Origin of the sequence: Pseudoalteromonas arctica A 37-1-2 (assembly GCF_000238395.3) — a bacterium.
GTDB classification, from domain to species: Bacteria; Pseudomonadota; Gammaproteobacteria; order Enterobacterales; family Alteromonadaceae; genus Pseudoalteromonas; species Pseudoalteromonas arctica.
This window is the reverse complement of record NZ_CP011025.1, coordinates 1988752-2004367: the sequence shown is the minus strand read 5'-3', so window position 1 is coordinate 2004367 and position 15616 is coordinate 1988752. Positions and strand designations below refer to the sequence as shown.

At 37.8% G+C, this 15616-nt stretch carries 18 protein-coding genes; 9 read left to right on the top strand and 9 right to left on the bottom strand.

What is annotated here, in order from left to right; all coding sequences use genetic code 11:
* Window positions 1–67 precede the first annotated feature (67 nt).
* Window positions 68–1102 (bottom strand): methionine synthase, encoded by a 1035-nt coding sequence (locus PARC_RS09040; RefSeq protein WP_010552825.1) that lies wholly within the window; start codon window positions 1100–1102, stop codon window positions 68–70.
* A gap of 78 nt (window positions 1103–1180) precedes the next feature.
* Window positions 1181–2158, bottom strand: coding sequence for a DUF1852 domain-containing protein (locus tag PARC_RS09035; protein WP_010552824.1), 978 nt, complete (start codon window positions 2156–2158; stop codon window positions 1181–1183).
* A 608-nt stretch (window positions 2159–2766) separates the two neighbouring features.
* On the opposite strand from PARC_RS09035, the gene PARC_RS09030 reads away from it, so the two are divergent.
* From PARC_RS09030 to PARC_RS09020, 3 genes are all read left to right on the top strand, one after another.
* Window positions 2767–3531 (top strand): spermidine synthase, encoded by a 765-nt coding sequence (locus PARC_RS09030; protein WP_010552823.1) that lies wholly within the window; start codon window positions 2767–2769, stop codon window positions 3529–3531.
* Window positions 3532–3652: 121 nt separating this feature from the next.
* The gene (locus PARC_RS09025; protein ID WP_010552822.1) at window positions 3653–4666 is read left to right on the top strand and encodes a DUF5924 family protein; all 1014 of its coding nucleotides are present in this window, start codon (window positions 3653–3655) and stop codon (window positions 4664–4666) included.
* 72 nt (window positions 4667–4738) lie between these two features.
* Complete coding sequence (locus PARC_RS09020) at window positions 4739–4975, top strand: hypothetical protein (protein ID WP_010552821.1); 237 nt, start codon at window positions 4739–4741, stop codon at window positions 4973–4975.
* 104 nt (window positions 4976–5079) lie between these two features.
* Here the strand turns inward: PARC_RS09020 and PARC_RS09015 are convergent, their stop codons facing one another.
* On the bottom strand, window positions 5080–5295 hold the full coding sequence (locus PARC_RS09015; protein ID WP_010552820.1) for a hypothetical protein: 216 nt from the start codon (window positions 5293–5295) through the stop codon (window positions 5080–5082).
* 74 nt (window positions 5296–5369) lie between these two features.
* Between PARC_RS09015 and PARC_RS09010 the strand changes: the two genes are divergently transcribed.
* The 4 genes from PARC_RS09010 (at window position 5370) to PARC_RS08995 (ending at window position 9704) form a co-directional block, all read left to right on the top strand.
* Entirely contained in the window at window positions 5370–6167 is a 798-nt protein-coding gene (locus PARC_RS09010) for a hypothetical protein (RefSeq protein ID WP_010552819.1), read from the top strand.
* A gap of 143 nt (window positions 6168–6310) precedes the next feature.
* Complete coding sequence (locus tag PARC_RS09005; protein WP_010552818.1) at window positions 6311–6970, top strand: NADPH-dependent FMN reductase; 660 nt, start codon at window positions 6311–6313, stop codon at window positions 6968–6970.
* 267 nt (window positions 6971–7237) lie between these two features.
* Window positions 7238–7687, top strand: coding sequence for a hypothetical protein (locus PARC_RS09000; protein WP_007582766.1), 450 nt, complete (start codon window positions 7238–7240; stop codon window positions 7685–7687).
* A gap of 199 nt (window positions 7688–7886) precedes the next feature.
* A complete protein-coding gene (locus PARC_RS08995) occupies window positions 7887–9704 on the top strand; it encodes a protein kinase domain-containing protein (protein ID WP_010552817.1) in 1818 nt (605 codons plus the stop codon).
* Window positions 9705–9815: 111 nt separating this feature from the next.
* Here the strand turns inward: PARC_RS08995 and PARC_RS08990 are convergent, their stop codons facing one another.
* Both PARC_RS08990 and PARC_RS08985 read right to left on the bottom strand, forming a co-directional pair.
* Entirely contained in the window at window positions 9816–10340 is a 525-nt protein-coding gene (locus PARC_RS08990; RefSeq protein ID WP_010552816.1) for a hypothetical protein, read from the bottom strand.
* 13 nt (window positions 10341–10353) lie between these two features.
* Window positions 10354–11361: a YHYH protein gene (locus tag PARC_RS08985; RefSeq protein WP_010552815.1), complete on the bottom strand. Its 1008-nt coding sequence runs from the start codon at window positions 11359–11361 to the stop codon at window positions 10354–10356.
* A gap of 206 nt (window positions 11362–11567) precedes the next feature.
* Between PARC_RS08985 and PARC_RS08980 the strand changes: the two genes are divergently transcribed.
* Window positions 11568–11999 (top strand): DUF3859 domain-containing protein, encoded by a 432-nt coding sequence (locus PARC_RS08980; protein ID WP_010552814.1) that lies wholly within the window; start codon window positions 11568–11570, stop codon window positions 11997–11999.
* A 102-nt stretch (window positions 12000–12101) separates the two neighbouring features.
* Here PARC_RS08980 and PARC_RS08975 read toward each other — a convergent pair whose 3' ends face one another.
* From PARC_RS08975 to acuR, 3 genes are all read right to left on the bottom strand, one after another.
* The gene (locus PARC_RS08975) at window positions 12102–12518 is read right to left on the bottom strand and encodes a VF530 family protein (protein WP_010552813.1); all 417 of its coding nucleotides are present in this window, start codon (window positions 12516–12518) and stop codon (window positions 12102–12104) included.
* Between the two features lie 72 nt (window positions 12519–12590).
* Window positions 12591–13583: an acrylyl-CoA reductase (NADPH) gene (gene acuI / locus PARC_RS08970; protein WP_010552812.1), complete on the bottom strand. Its 993-nt coding sequence runs from the start codon at window positions 13581–13583 to the stop codon at window positions 12591–12593.
* A 49-nt stretch (window positions 13584–13632) separates the two neighbouring features.
* A complete protein-coding gene (gene acuR / locus PARC_RS08965; RefSeq protein ID WP_010552811.1) occupies window positions 13633–14268 on the bottom strand; it encodes an acrylate utilization transcriptional regulator AcuR in 636 nt (211 codons plus the stop codon).
* A 409-nt stretch (window positions 14269–14677) separates the two neighbouring features.
* Between acuR and rmf the strand changes: the two genes are divergently transcribed.
* A complete protein-coding gene (gene rmf / locus PARC_RS08960; protein WP_002960897.1) occupies window positions 14678–14848 on the top strand; it encodes a ribosome modulation factor in 171 nt (56 codons plus the stop codon).
* 67 nt (window positions 14849–14915) lie between these two features.
* Here rmf and fabA read toward each other — a convergent pair whose 3' ends face one another.
* The gene (fabA, locus tag PARC_RS08955; RefSeq protein WP_007582756.1) at window positions 14916–15431 is read right to left on the bottom strand and encodes a bifunctional 3-hydroxydecanoyl-ACP dehydratase/trans-2-decenoyl-ACP isomerase; all 516 of its coding nucleotides are present in this window, start codon (window positions 15429–15431) and stop codon (window positions 14916–14918) included.
* Between the last annotated feature and the right edge of the window lie 185 nt (window positions 15432–15616).

Below are 15616 nucleotides of genomic sequence, written 5' to 3'. Positions count from 1 at the left end.
ATGGATTTTACTATGGCATGGTGCGACAGTAGTTATTGTTTACAATTTGTATTTTAAAGCTACTTTACTAGCTTTTTTCTAATAATTCTTTTCTTATAATTTCAGCTCCTGAGCTCAAGGCATTTAGTTTACCTCTGGCTATATGGTGAGGTAGTGGAGCCATGCCGCAGTTGGTACACGGGTAGAGTTTGTCGGCATCTACAAATTGCAGTGCTTTACGTAGCGTATTAGCTACTTCTTCTGGCGTTTCGATAGTGTGATTTGCTACATCAATTGCGCCTACCATTACTTTTTTACCGCGAATAAGTTCTAGTAAATCCATTGGTACATGCGAGTTATGGCACTCTAGTGAGATAATATCGATATTAGATTGCTGAAGCTTAGGGAATGCTTCTTCGTACTGTCGCCATTCGCTTCCTAGTGTTTTTTTCCAATCTGTATTGGCTTTAATGCCGTAGCCATAGCAAATATGAACTGCGGTTTCGCATTTAAGCCCTTCAATTGCGCGCTCTAAACAGGCAATTCCCCAGTCGTTCACTTCATCAAAAAATACGTTAAACGCGGGCTCATCAAATTGGATGATATCAACGCCTGCGGCTTCTAATTCTTTTGCTTCTTGATTGAGAATTATGGCAAATTCCCACGCTAGTTTTTCGCGGCTTTTATAATGATCGTCGTAAAGCGTGTCAATCATTGTCATTGGGCCTGGCAATGCCCATTTTATTGGTTGCTTGGTTTGCTGGCGTAAAAATTTAGCGTCTTCAACAAACACAGACTTTTGACGGCTAACAGGGCCCACAACTGTAGGTACACTTGCGTCGTATCGGTCACGAATTTTTACTGTTTTACGTTTTTCAAAGTCAACGCCATTTAGGTGCTCTATAAATGTAGTTACAAAATGCTGCCTTGTTTGCTCACCATCGCTAACAATATCAATGCCTGCTTGTTGCTGGTCGAATAATGACAAGCGTAGGGCGTCGTGTTTTCCTTGGGTTAATTCATCACCTTGTAATTTCCAAGGTGACCAAAGTGTTTCTGGCTCTGCAAGCCATAAAGGCTTTGGTAAACTGCCAGCGGTAGATGTAGGTAGTAATTTTTTCATAATAAATAATGCCGTATATTTTAGTTAATTATTAAACGTATCGTTAAGCGCGTTATTACTGCTTGTTACTATTAGTTGTTATGACAGATAGCTAGTAGAGAATTGCTCAAGAACTGTTTGGTACGGTTTGATAAAATGCTCTTGTGCAAACTTGCCTTGCTCATTTGCTAACTTGCCGCGCTCTTCTCGGTCATACACAATTTGCGTTAGTGAGTGATCCAAGTTTTTTAAGTTTGGTTTATATGATTTACCCGCTGTTGCGTTTGCATTATAAATCTCTGGTCTGTAGATTTTTTGAAACGTTTCCATCGTACTAATGGTGCTTATAAGCTCAAGATTGCTGTAATCATTAAGTAAATCACCAAAGAAGAACAATGCTAAAGGCGCGGCGCTATTTTGTGGCATAAAATAACGTACCTGTAAGCCCATTTTTTTGAAGTATTGCTCAGTTAAAGACGATTCATTTGGTTCGTATTCAACGCCAAGTACCGGGTGTTGGTTTTCGGTGCGGTTGTAGGTTTTGTTATCTGACACACTTAGGCATATAACCGGTGGTTTTTTAAAGTTTTGTTTGTATGTATCCGAATTTACGAATGACTGAAATAGCTTGCCATGTAAAACCCCAAAGTCATCTGGAATGCTAAATTGAGGCTTGCCTTTATTGTGCTCTTGTAGAAGTACGCTAAAGTCGTAGTCTCGTACATACGATGAAAAGTTGTTTCCTACAATGCCTTCAATGCGCTTATTAGTTTTATGATCAACAATATTTGTTTTTAATATTTCGATTGATGGGAAGCTTTCGCCGCCGTCTTCAATACCTATCTCAACAGAGACAATTTCAAGCTCAATAGAATAACGCTCACCTTTGGTGTTATCCCAATGGGCTAGGGCATTAAAACGGTTGTTAATCATGTTTAAGGCGTTACGTAAGTTTGCTTTGCGGTATTCACCTCTGGCTAAATTAGCAAAGTTGGTTGTGATACGCGTATTAGTTGATGGATGATAATTTTCGTCGAGTGAAACGCTCTTAATATTAAATGTAAAATCTTTTTTCATCGTGTTTATATCCAATTTTATAATTTAAACCTGATTAATGCTCTGCGCTTTATTAGCCTTGCAACTTACTTAGCTGTTTTTGTTATTCAGCAGCTTTAAGTTGTTAGTAATAGTGTTTAGCGCTAAGGGATGAGTAATTTATACGTTGATTGGTATATGAAGAAAAACGGTTTAATTTCACATAAAACATGAGTCATATTCATTAATCACTATTGTTAGATTCGATTACGTAGCAATTGGCGAGAAAAAGGCATAAATCGGTAAAAATAAAAGATGGATGTTTAGCCGTTTAGACTTCCTTTGTTTTGGTGTGCACTTTATTCATGTTGAACATGAGGAATATTCAAAGGGGTTTTTTATAGCTATAACAGTACATTAGCCAAATTTCAGTATGTTAAGTCGTTGTTTTTACTAAGAGTCATCACTGGATAAGTTTTAATTAGCTATGAAGCCAGACACTTCAGCTGATCTGAATAATAAACCGACCTTTTTGAGTACGTATATAAATGCTTGTAAATTAATAAAAGCGCTATAAATCATATTAATAGCAATGGCAGTACGTTAACTAAGTTATACTCATTTTTCATCACCTCACCTATTGAGTATTCGTGGATATCAAAGGCACTTGTATTGCATCAACTATTGATGAGCATGGCCCTGTTTATGTATATCAAACAAAAAAGAATCTAATTCTCAGCTTTGACGGAAAAATTTATCAAAGCTGTATTAAATTAAATAATATTAACGGGTTAAGTTTAGCTTATACGCAAGCGATGATGGCTGCGCTTTTTTTTATACCCAATTTAAAAACCGCGATGATAATGGGACTTGGGGCGGGCTCTATAGCAAAAAGTCTTTATCATGCGTTTCCTGCACTGACCATACATACCGTTGAATACCGTAAAGCCGTGGCTGATATGGCTATAAAATATTTTGAAGTTCCTGTGTCAGAACGTTTGTTTATTCATATTGATGATGCGGCAAACTACATGAAAAACACGCAGATAAAAACTGACGTTATTTTTTCTGATTTATATAGCTCAGAAGGGATGGAGTCAGATCAGGTGCAATCATCTTACTTACGCGATTGTAAAAATGCGCTCACTTTTGATGGTGTTTTAGTACTTAATATTTGCCATACCAAAGTTGGGCAGAGGGAAGCGTTCGATCAACTTCTTGAGAAAGAATTTGCAGGAAAGATTCTTAGTTTTATTATTGAAGGCGGTAATAAAATTGTTTTTGCTTTTAACAATAAAATGCCTGCACTTAGTGAGGATGAATTACTTGCTAAGGCTCACACGTTACAAAAATTAATAAACGTACCAATGACGCGCTATGCTGGGCTTTTATTTAATCAAAAATGGTTAGTTTGATGTACTGTTAAATGGCGTGTTTGAATCCATCCGTCTATCTGTTGTTCATTTAAACTTGGTTAAACTAACCTTACTCTGAATAAAAATAATAAAGTACGTACCCGTACGGAAACACTCATACATGGATTACTGTAAAAATATAATCGCTAAATTTATAAGCGCGATGCAAAAGCGGCCTGGATTATTGGCTGTGTTGGCGTTTTTGTCGGGCGTTGCCAGCTTTGCACTTGTAGATAGAAAAGAGTCTTTTTCGCAAGTTATTGCGATATTTTTACTTATTAGTTGGTTGTGGCTAATTATTGATAATTGGTTACGTGACAAAGTAGAAGAAAAGTTTGGTGTGGCTGTATCTCCTAATGTAATGCGTTTTGCTCTGCAAATGGTGCAACAAGAAAGTCTATTTTTTGCTTTGCCGTTTTTTTTAGCGGTTACGCAGTGGGATCATCCTCAAGCAATTTTTACTTCCCTCATTGTTTTGTGTGCGGTTATATCGGTTATAGACCCCTTTTATTACAATAAACTTGCTAGAAACCGTACGTTATTTAGTGTGTTTCATAACTTTGCTTTATTCGTTGTTTTGCTTGTTACTTTACCTATTTTGTTAAACCTTACAACGAGCCAAAGTTTAGCCGCAGCTCTTGTAACGGCTGTAGTGGTTACTCTACCGAGTTTAAACAATTTAATGCCTAATGCGCGCTGGTGGCGTTTTCCTATTCTTGTATTGATTTTATGTGCTTTGAGCACTGCTGTGTGGCAATTAAGGAGCTATGTGCCTCCTGCTGCGCTGCGATTAACCGATATTACGTTAGCTCATGAAGTTGATTTACAGCATAAAAAGCCAGTAGGGAGTATTAAACAGTTAGACTCTTATACACTGCACCATCAAGGTTTATATAGTTGGACCGCTGTTAAAGCACCAAGAGGCTTAAATGAAAAAATATTTCATGTGTGGCTTCATAATAAAAAAGAAGTTGATCGGATCACGTTAAATATAAACGGCGGGAGAGAGCTAGGTTATAGAGCGTGGACACACAAAGTAAACTTTCCTAAAGACTCTGTTGGTAAGTGGCAAGTAAAAGTAGTCACCGAATCAGGCCAGTTAATAGGTTTAACGAAATTTACTGTTACACCTTAATTAACTTAGCTGGCTGTATTTTAAACACATAGCTGATATAGTTTTTGTATTCCAAACTAATGGACATAGTTAATGAGTATTGCATTTGAGATTTTTATTTGGCTAATAGTTGATACTGGCTTGAGCTTTTTATTTTACTCGACCGGTTGGCTACTATTAAAAGTGGTTACGTTTGGGCTGTATAAAAGCGAGTTTAAGGATTTTGCATCTTATAAAGCGAGTAAAGCTAGAAGAGTCGACTTAACCTTCTTACTTGGTTTTGGTTTTTATGTTGCACTGATTGTCCTTATGGCTTATTTAAATCACTAAACTGGCTAACAAATTAGGTTAAAAATTTTAAGAATAATAAGCAGCTTAATGAATTATTGCTGCTTATAGTTTTCCCCGTTACCGCACTTTTTTACACTTCCTTCTTATACTTTTCCTGCTTTTGCAATAGGGAACACCTCACCGCGAGTATTATAACTATTATTTGAACTATTAAACTGAGTACCTGCTAGAGCATTGCTCGGTGCATATATGGCTTTGGCTTGTTGGTTAAAATCCGAGCTAATTGCAACTTGTAGTTTATGGGTAATACTTAGTAAATACTTCAAATTTAATAAATAAAACAATATATATGCATCCATTTATTTCGCTAACACGTTTTATAACAATACTATGCGCCACTTTTTACCATTTATGATGGTTTTGGACTTAATAAATGACTCACTATTTAAAATATGTATTTGTTATTACGACTCTAGCGGGAGTAAATACAGCTTACGCACAAGCACAAGAGCACTATCAAGAGCTTGAAGTGGGCGTAGGCGGAAATATTAAGCATACTAATACTGACGTAAATTATAAAAATAAAGAGTTTGATTTACATATTCATCCATTATGGGAAAGCCGATATGTAACCGAAGGTCGAGATAACCTTGCCGGTAATGGTATTGCATCAATTGCTACTGAGTTTAATTATAAAAACTTTGCGGTGATCCCTTGGGCGGCAAAAGGTATTAGTAGTGATTATTCAGAGCTTAATTTAAATGCTATTTATACCGCTCACTTATCTGAGCGGATAGAGATGTATGTAGGTTATAACTATATTAAAGCTCGTGAAGAAGGCATTGATGTTCACGATAATGAGCTAAGCCTCGACTTTGCTTATCTCTATGCAGACGATATTCAGTTATTAAGTAGTGTTTATCATTCATTTGATGCCAGCGGTACATTTTTGGAGTTGGCAGTAAAAAAAGATTTTTATATTAACGATTTACTATCAGTAGATATTCAATCAGGCGTGGGGTTTAACGCGGGGTATGTTAGTGATGGGCACAACGGAATTAACAACGTAAAGTTTACTGCAAACTTGTCGTATCAGCTTTTTAATCAGTTAGCCTTATACACATATACAAGCTATAGCATTGCCGTTAATAAAGATGAAAAACGCTTTGCAGGTGACGAGACACTTCGAAATATATTTTGGGGTGGTGTAGGGCTAAGTTATCAATACTAGGGAGTGTTTGCTTTTCGAGGGTGAGTTTACAGCTTTTAAATTATTCGTATGTTTTGAATCAATAAACAATGCGTATGTGTAATACACAATAACTAAAAAATGTTAGTGTTTAGCTATCGTTTAAACACAGTTGAGAATTACATATGAAGTTTTTAGTATTTTTAGGCACAGTACGCGATAGCACTCCACCAAAACCAGCTCGCTTAGGCTTAAGGGTTTCTAGGGCTTGTATAGAATGCTTAACAGAGCATTTTGGCGATCATGAGTTTGAGCTAATTGATGCGTTGGATTTTCCTAGCGAAAACGTATTTAAACCACATTTTGCATACGCTAAAAGTAATGCACCTACAGAGCTCACTCTTTTAGCTGATAAAATTAAAGCCGCAGATGGTTATATAATGATTAGTCCTGAGTACAATTACAGCATGAGTCCAGCCCTCGCTGACTTACTTAATCATTTTGGTAGCTCACTATTTTCGTATAAACCAAGTGCAATAGTAACTTACTCAGCAGGACAGTGGGGTGGCGTAAGAGCGGCCATTAGCATGCGTACTTTTTTATCTGAACTTGGCTGTTTGCCGGTATCGGCGATGATCCACGTGCCAAAAGCGCAAGATGTGTTTAGTGAGGATGGCAAACCTGTTGCAGGAGAGAGTCAATCATCGTGGTTTAATTATTTCTCACGCACGTTTGGCCAACTAATATGGTGGGCGCAGGCTGCTAAAGAGCATACCGAGGTGGTTGACCCACAAAGTTTGCTAAAAAGCTTTAAAACAGATCCTTCTCAGCGCAATGCGCCTTAATACCCGCTAACTAATTGTTTGGATTGATTATAGAAACATGGCTGCATATAGTGGTATCATTAACGCTACATATTTTTAATAATGCATAATACCAATCCGCAATAATAGTTAATCAATTTAAGAGATTAAATCGCTAACTGCATTAAAAATTTTTGATATAGAACAACTCAATAACGAAATTTTTACTTTGTTATCGACACGATTTTCTTGTCTCAAAATAGATCACTGAATTATGCGAATTGGTGTAAGAAACAAGGAAATTGTGTCTTGAAATATCTAGCCTTACTAAGTGTGCTAACGCTTAGTGCATGTAGTTCTGTTCCCCATAAAATTGAAATGAGCCAAAGTACGGCTGCAAATATGAACCTTATCGCTTTAACTGAGCAAAGTGCACCAAAGGGTGTTGCTGGCACTTACCAGTTTCATATTAAAGCGGCGGGAGCTCAGGGGAGTTGGTTGTATTTAAATACAGAAACTGATTATCGCGACAGGCGTTCAATTACGGTATCAATACAGCCTAATGTGGTAGCAGAGCTTCAAAGTAAATACGGACAACCAGCAGACACCTTTTTTATTGATAAAACAATAGAAGTAACAGGCGAAGCTAAACGAGTAACTATCGATTTTATGAGCCGTGGTAGAGTCACTAATAAATATTATTATCAAACGCACATAGCTGTGTCATCAATTAAGCAGCTTCGTGTTATTGAAAGTTAGTAAAAAGCAATGCACTGTATTTATATACAGTGCATTGTAAAAAGCTTGCTTTGAGCTTTAACGTTTACACTTAAATTTACTGTTCTGGCACTATTTTAGCGCTGTTTTATTCAACGATTTCAAAACTCCTATTTAACCTATTGTAATCTCATTATATAAAACTAATAATTAGTTAGTTTTATAAATTTGAGTACCCGTATTGAAAGCCAAAGAAATCCGCAACTTTTATATCAACGAAGAGCAATCTGTTTATTTGCTTTCGCACCGCGATGCTAAAAAACACCGCCAGTGGCTTAATATTTGTATTAAGCAGTTAACACTGCTGGGCTACAAAAACGTTGAAATGATTGGTTCAGGTGCTTTTGGTTTTGTGTTTGCAGGTGATGACGATAACGGCTTACCTTGGGTATTTAAGTTTTCGCGTATTACGCTTGCCCAAAGTGTACGCGACCGCTTAGAAGACGAAGCGTATATGCTTTCGCAAATTAATAACCCCTTAGTGCCTACCTTTTATGCTTTTGAGCGAATTAAAAAACAAGGGATTTTAATGATGGCGCGCGCCATTGGAGAGGACCTTGAAAAAGTATCGCTTAAAACAGGGCGCTTTAGTGCCGCGCAAATAATGGCGCTAGCTGTTAGGTTACGTAATGTATTAATTGATTTACGCAGCCACAAAAACGGCAGTAGCCCACAACCTATAGTGCATGGCGATATAAAGCCTTCAAACCTTGTTTGGGATGCAAACACTGACGCGCTGTCGTTAGTGGATTGGGGAAGCTCTGTGTATGCACAGCTCGATAGCGATGGTAACCCTGTTGCGAGTAACTTTATGGATTTAATGTCGGGCGATTTAAGTACAACTAATGCGCGTATGGGCGATGTGTACTTTATTGGTGAAGCGCAAATGTCGGGGGAGCAATCATCCCCACGATTTGACGAACAAGGTGTAGCCGCTACGTTGTATGCGCTAGCGTCGGCGCAATCGTGTCGCTTTGGTGCACAAGCCATCCCTGCAAGCAGCTTAGGGCTCCCAAAAGAGCTGGCTAAAGTGATTGATGGCATGCTTTCTAAAAGTAAGGCACAACGTGATGGTGCCGGTGATTACTTTATGCGTAATATTACAACTATGGCTAAAGCGTATTTACCTGAGCTTGATAAAAAACAAAAAAAAGCAGATATTCCTTTTTGGTATGGCAAGGCCGAGCAACCCGACACGGTGGTATATAGTTCACGAAAACAGTTTTTACGCCAGGCCGATCATAATCAGCAATTACTTGATATAAACGATGCTCAACTTGACCGTTATTATAAAGAGTTTTTGTTTGATACCGGCGATACCGAAAAAGCATTTTTAGCATCAATAAGCCGATTAGCTAAGTACCCTGTTGTTGGTGGGCTTAGTTTTCATTGGAAGGATGAGTCGATGTTTGTTGAATCGTCTTTAATTATGCATGACGAATCATTGGGTGATGCCTTTAGTGATGCGATTAATAACACGGTGATGCTTGCGCAAGCGATTAATCAAAAAGGGTTATTTAAGTGTTGTTTGTTTGATGCCCGTAAAACCATTCAATTAGAGCGAGATGGCACGGGTGCATTTAAGTTTGATAGCCTACCAGAGCTTGAATACGAAGTTGTAAGCATGAAGGCAAACGATATAACCCGCCCACATTCATACTTTGAAGACGGTAAAGACCCTGATGAGCAACTACAGCTACCTAAAAAAGTTATTAAGTGCGTATTTGAGCTTAACCAAATTCATCATACGGGGTGTATTATTTTTGAAGCACTGCCTGACAGAATGAAAATTCACCATTACTACCGCTTACTCGATTCGAGTAAAGAGGTTGAGTTTAAACGCCTTCTTAATAAACTAATGCAATACGCGGTAAATATTACGGACGTTGGTGTTGCGGGCTTTATGAAACTTCCATATAAAAACACCCGTGAGTTTAGTTTATGTGAGCAGCAAGAAGAGCATTACTTTCCTAAAAATCCTAAGCTTGTATCTTTATAGAAAGTACTTAAATTAAGAGTGCTGAATGAAAAGACAAAGATAAAAAAAGAGCATAAGTTTGTTTAACTTGTACTCTTTGTCACTTAATTATTAGGTAAGTATTACTAATTATTAAAACACCTTACTAAAGGGCGACGTTGGTGTTAGCTCAAATTGATGAGTAAGCTTTTGCGTTTTATTAGTCGCTGTTATTTGATAATGCTGCTTGTGCTCATTGTTACTAAATAGCTTAACGTTAAAGTTAACTTTGGTTAATTTACTGGGCAAAGAGTAGCGCCCAGTAATGGTTACTTGGTCTATATTGTCGCTTTTATGTGTATGCGACGCTTCTGGGTTTAGCAAAAGTCCGTCAATAATAAATTTATACTGATGATCTGCTAAATAAACGTTCTTTTTAACTCGCTTACTTATTTGTTTTTTATGAGCATTAAACTCAACTATTGATACTTTGCCATCCTTATCTTCATCAACCCCTTTAAAAGCCGACATAGGGATTGAAAGCACAATAAACACGTTATTATCAACAAAGTTTAACGTTCCGTGCTCTGCAACCATTAAATGCGCGTTTGCTAAGGTTGGTGTGCTCAGTAAGCACAAGGTGGTCACACTTAACAGATAATTTTTCTTATAAGGCATAACTTACTCCTAATTAAACTTCGCCTTTAACGCAGCGTTGAAAAAACGGGTAAGTGTCTGTTGCGTAGTAGTGGTATATCTCTTGAGGAAACTCAGGTGTTACACCAACGCGGCCATTACATTCATCTAAATCACCAGAGCCTGCTACGTATTCCCAATCTTGTGCAAATGTACCTAACGGGTATATATCGGTAGAAGGGCGGTTTGCACTTACGGTTGTTACGTGTTGATAGCTACCGGTCATTGTGGTTAGGGCTGAAGTTGCATCACTTGAGTCTGAATAGCCGTAACGTGCATATATAGGAAAGCCATCTGCTGCCCAGCCTATTAGAGTCATAGTGGTGCTATTGCCACCTCGCATTGCTACAAAGCCTTCTGGCATACCATGATAGTGATATGTGCCATCGGGTTGTACATGTGCATTGTTGTCGTCTGTTCCAAAACTAAATGTGTCTTGGCTTAGGGCTTCTATATTCCAGTTGCCGCTGTTGTCGCCTAAATCGCAATCGGTGCCAGAATCATCACAACTTCCGCCTGTGCCTGCGTCTATTTTAATGCCATTAAGTACAACGCCTATCATTCCACGAGGACCACCAAGCATAGTTGCTTGTGTTGTTTCTATAGGCTCAAGTGTGTAGCTTTCATTTACTGATTGTTCAGAAATAGTATTTGGGTTATCAGCATTAGGGAATGTACCTACTTCGTGATCGGGTATGCCATTAGCTACTAAGTCGCGTGTAGTTCCTGTGCATGACCAATCTGCAGCGCTGGTGGCTTGTACTGACTCTGACTCGTTATATTCACTGTAGCTATATTCACAAAGTACACTTTGGGTTGAACTGCTGGTACCTGTGCCATTATCTGTGGTGGTTTGTGATGAGCTTTCTGTAGTTTCTGAGCTATCAGCTATGCCTTCTCCACCTCCACATGCAACTAACGATGAAACAATTAAAGCAAGAGAAGTGAGCTTTAAAGCATTTATCCTATTTCGATTTTTATTATTAAGTGCGTATTGTTTCATTGCTGCCTACCTGATCAATTAAGTTACTCAAACAATAATCAGCAATTGTGCAAATAGTGTGTAAACAATGATGACAAATTAGCAATTATGTAAATAGGCGGAGTATTTAAGCTAAGTTGAGATTTAACTTTATGAGATTGTGTTTTATTTTAAAATTTCAAAAAGTTAAACTAATGCCAAAATAGCTAACATAAAAGGCTACCTTAATGGCTAAAACAAAACCTGTAGTGACGTTACAAAGTCACGGTATTTACTCTAAGTGGGATAGTGAAAGTAAAGCGTTGCCACAAATAGAGCAATTTACAACAAATGTAATAGCTGAGGTAGATGTTGAGTTTGGCTTAATCGTAAATATCAAAAAAGGTAAAGGCGAAAAGCTTCATTATTGTATTTACCATCCTGATATTCCAGGTAGTAACGGTGATGTGATGGACCCTTTTGAAGGCGATGTATACGTTAAAAACAGTGATTGGAACTTTTATTTAGGCGATACACTTTGGCTGCCAATAGAAAATAAATTGGGTGATTGGCGAATGACGATTGAACTAAATGGAAAAATCATTGCTGATAAAACTTTTAATGTGGCATTAGAGGCGCAGCGCACTGAAACAGACTTTTGGAAAAATCGAGGATATTAATTGTTATTTATTGGCTATGTAACGCGGATATAATTGAAGTTAATGAGAAAATAGTCGAAGAGCTATTTATAAATAGCTCTTCGACCTTAAATTAGTAAGTTTTTAGTTACCCCAAGGGTTACTAGAATTAGAACGCTGCTTACGATCGCGAGCACGTTGCTTAGATTCTTTTTTCTCTACAATACGCTTAGCATCAACAAAACTAAGCTCACACGGCTCCCCGGGTTTATGATCAGCTGGGATCACACGATCTCGTGGCGGTAATTCGTATTGAACATCATCAGGCTTAGGTAAGTTTTTAAGACGATAAAGGTAAAAGTTATCTACTTTTTCTTGTGCCCATTGTGTTTTACGTAAAAATTTAACAGCTGACTTTATATCAGGATTGTTTTTAAAGCAGTTAAGTTGTAAATAAGCGTGTAGGAGCTCCCACCCGTATTGTTCAACCAGCTCTTCAACCACTTGTTCTAATTTAACGCCTTGCAGTGGGTTATTACTGAAAAGTTCTTGGTTGCTCATAGGTGTTGCCTCGTTATTAAAATACAAATTGCATTATAAATTTAATAACGAGGCTTTAACAGAGTAAATAGCTTAACTTTGGCAATTAACTACAACACGACCACGAATTTTACCTTCCATAAGTTGCTCTGCGTTATCGATTACGTGTTCGAGTGATATTTCTGTCGAAATTTTATCTAAATAATCAGCGCTTACTAATTTAGCTAAACGATCCCATGCTTCAATTCTGTCGGCTTTAGGGCGCATTACGCTATCAATTCCTATAAGAGATACACCACGTAATATAAAGGGTGCCACCGATGCTGGTAAATCCATACCTTGTGCAAGTCCGCAGGCGGTTACTACGCCACCATATTTTAATGATGCACAAATATTGGCAAGTGTATGGCTACCTACTGAATCTATTGCCGCTGCAAATCGCTCTTTTTGCAAAGGCTTACCCGGGTTTGAAAGCTCATTTCGGTCAATTATTTGTGAAGCGCCTAACTCTTTTAAATACTCACTTTGATCTAATCGACCCGTTGCCGCTGTTACGTTAAACCCAAGCTGGTTTAATAAATAAATAGCAAAGCTGCCTACGCCACCATTGGCACCTGTTACCAGTACTTCGCCAGATTCAGGCGTAATACCTTGTTTTTGAAGTGCTATAACACTTAGCATAGCGGTATAACCCGCAGTGCCTATTTGCATTGCTTGTTTTGGTGAAATACCTGCAGGCAAGGGGATTAACCAATCGCTATTAAGTGCCGCTTTTTGAGCAAGCCCGCCCCAATGTTTTTCGCCTACACCAAAGCCATTTAATATTACGTTATCGCCATTTTTAAATTCATCGCTGGTGGAATTTGTAACCGTACCCACTAAATCGATACCTGGCACCATAGGAAAACTGCGTACAACGGGGCCTTTACCAGTAATTGCTAAACCATCTTTATAGTTAAGTGTGCTGTATAGCACGTCGATAGACACGTTTTCGTTTGGTAAATCACTATTTTCGATAGTCGATAATGAGGCGCTGTAGTTATTATCTTCTTTATTAATAACAATGGCTTTAATTGGGTTACTCATAGGATATCCTTTTAGACCGATCGTCTTTTAATTGGTAAATAAAAACGCATTAGGTTAGTAATGCGCGTAAAAACATTTCTGTATACAAAGTAAGTGGGGTATTGGATTTTGTAAGCTTTGCGCGCATAACAGCACCTTCCCAGCCAATCCAAAAGTACTCACTCATCAATTTTGTATTTACATGGCTTGCAATAGTGCCTTGTTGCTTAGCTTGGTTTAAGCAAAGCTCTACATGGTTTTGCCAAGCGGTGTAGCTTTGCATTAATCTGGTTTTAAACTCTTCACTTAAATGGTTAAGCTCTTGATTTAAGTTACCGACTAAGCAGCCTCGTTTGTAATCGTATTTTTTCATCCCTTTAATTGCGCTTTGAGTAAAATTAACGATTCGCTCAAGTGGGGGAACATCTTCTTGCTGTAGGTAATGGGTAAGCTTGGCAATAAAATAACTGTCGTATGCATCAACTAACGCAATACCGTAGGCTTCTTTACTTTTAAAGTAATGATAAAAAGAGCCTTTAGGTACAGCCGCTTTTTTTAAAATAGTATCGAGCCCCGTGGCGCTAAAACCAAATTCAGTTAGGGTTTCTAGGCCCGTGCGAATAAGTAACGCTTTTGTATCGGCGTTTTCTCTGGCTATTTTAGGTGGGCGACCACGGCGTATTGGTGTTGATGTGTTTTTGTTCATGAACTCATATTAGACCGATCGACTTTAAATAATCAAGTATAAATTTAAATTGTTTAAAAATAGTTCAAATTTAGGGGCGGGCTACTAATTTAAGATTAATGAAATAAAAGTGTCACGATTACATTTTTGTTTGGAACTTAGTCAATATTAGTCGGTCACAATTAAAGCACACAAGTGCTTTTTAGCGATTATTAAATCGCCAATTTGTTATTACGAACCGGTCAAATTAAATGTTGTATGACCACTTACTTTTTTAAATGTTAATTCATTTTTGCATCAGCAGCTTAGTTAAAGTCAAACAATTTAATTGCTTTTACAATTTGAATTTTACATTTTTATTAACTATTCATTAAATGTAGATTTCACTAATGCTACACAATATATAAATAAAAAGGTGAGGATATTACCGATGAAGAGACAGAAAAGAGATCGTTTAGAAAGAGCTCATTCTCAAGGTTTTAAAGCAGGTTTAGCAGGTCGCTCAAAAGAGCTATGCCCTTATCAACAAGTAGATCCAAAATCAGAGTGGTTAGGAGGTTGGCGTGAAGCGATTGAAAACCGCAACATGTACAAAACCTAAAATCAATAATCGAATTTAAGCAAAAAGGCCTCCGCATTGGAGGCCTTTTTGTTTGTGCGTTTAAAAATTAAAATGCACTAGTGTCTTGGAACAAGCCCACTTTTAAATCTTTTGCTTCGTAGATTACTCGGCCATCTACTTCTACAGTACCATCGGCAACGCCCATAAACAATTTACGTTTAATTACGCGTTTCATTACAAGACGGTAAGTTACTTTTTTATTAGTTGGTAAAATTTGGCCAGTAAATTTAACTTCACCCACACCTAGCGCACGACCAAGACCAGGGCCACCAGACCAACCTAAGTAAAAGCCAACTAGTTGCCACATAGCATCTAATCCTAAACAACCTGGCATTACTGGGTCGCCTTTAAAATGGCAATCGAAAAACCACAGGCTAGGGTCAATATCAAGCTCAGCAACAATTTCGCCTTTACCATGAATTCCGCCATCAGCAGTAATAGAGGTAATGCGGTCCATCATTAACATGTTGTCACTTGGTAAACGGCAGTTGCCTTCACCAAACATTTCACCTTGACCACACAGGATCAAATCTTCTTTTGTATAGCTATTTTTAGGTTCCATAACACTTATCTTCGCTTAGAAATTGCCAAGTACTTTAGCGTACACTTGTACGCTAAACAACTCGGAGCAGTTAAAAAATCAAAATATTGCACATAAAATCACCAATCAATCAGTGCGATTGGTTTTTGCACTATAAAACCGCGCAATTACAATCAGAAATCATTATAATTAGCGCTGTCTTATAA

Coding starts and splice junctions, on each gene's coding strand:
- PARC_RS09040 (WP_010552825.1), bottom strand. CDS start 1,102: ATGAAAAAATTACTACCTACATCTACCGCTGGCAGTTTACCAAAGCCT.
- PARC_RS09035 (WP_010552824.1), bottom strand. CDS start 2,158: ATGAAAAAAGATTTTACATTTAATATTAAGAGCGTTTCACTCGACGAA.
- PARC_RS09025 (WP_010552822.1), top strand. CDS start 3,653: ATGGATTACTGTAAAAATATAATCGCTAAATTTATAAGCGCGATGCAA.
- PARC_RS09020 (WP_010552821.1), top strand. CDS start 4,739: ATGAGTATTGCATTTGAGATTTTTATTTGGCTAATAGTTGATACTGGC.
- PARC_RS09015 (WP_010552820.1), bottom strand. CDS start 5,295: ATGGATGCATATATATTGTTTTATTTATTAAATTTGAAGTATTTACTA.
- PARC_RS09010 (WP_010552819.1), top strand. CDS start 5,370: ATGACTCACTATTTAAAATATGTATTTGTTATTACGACTCTAGCGGGA.
- PARC_RS09005 (WP_010552818.1), top strand. CDS start 6,311: ATGAAGTTTTTAGTATTTTTAGGCACAGTACGCGATAGCACTCCACCA.
- PARC_RS08990 (WP_010552816.1), bottom strand. CDS start 10,340: ATGCCTTATAAGAAAAATTATCTGTTAAGTGTGACCACCTTGTGCTTA.
- PARC_RS08985 (WP_010552815.1), bottom strand. CDS start 11,361: ATGAAACAATACGCACTTAATAATAAAAATCGAAATAGGATAAATGCT.
- PARC_RS08980 (WP_010552814.1), top strand. CDS start 11,568: ATGGCTAAAACAAAACCTGTAGTGACGTTACAAAGTCACGGTATTTAC.
- PARC_RS08975 (WP_010552813.1), bottom strand. CDS start 12,518: ATGAGCAACCAAGAACTTTTCAGTAATAACCCACTGCAAGGCGTTAAA.
- acuI (WP_010552812.1), bottom strand. CDS start 13,583: ATGAGTAACCCAATTAAAGCCATTGTTATTAATAAAGAAGATAATAAC.
- acuR (WP_010552811.1), bottom strand. CDS start 14,268: ATGAACAAAAACACATCAACACCAATACGCCGTGGTCGCCCACCTAAA.
- rmf (WP_002960897.1), top strand. CDS start 14,678: ATGAAGAGACAGAAAAGAGATCGTTTAGAAAGAGCTCATTCTCAAGGT.
- fabA (WP_007582756.1), bottom strand. CDS start 15,431: ATGGAACCTAAAAATAGCTATACAAAAGAAGATTTGATCCTGTGTGGT.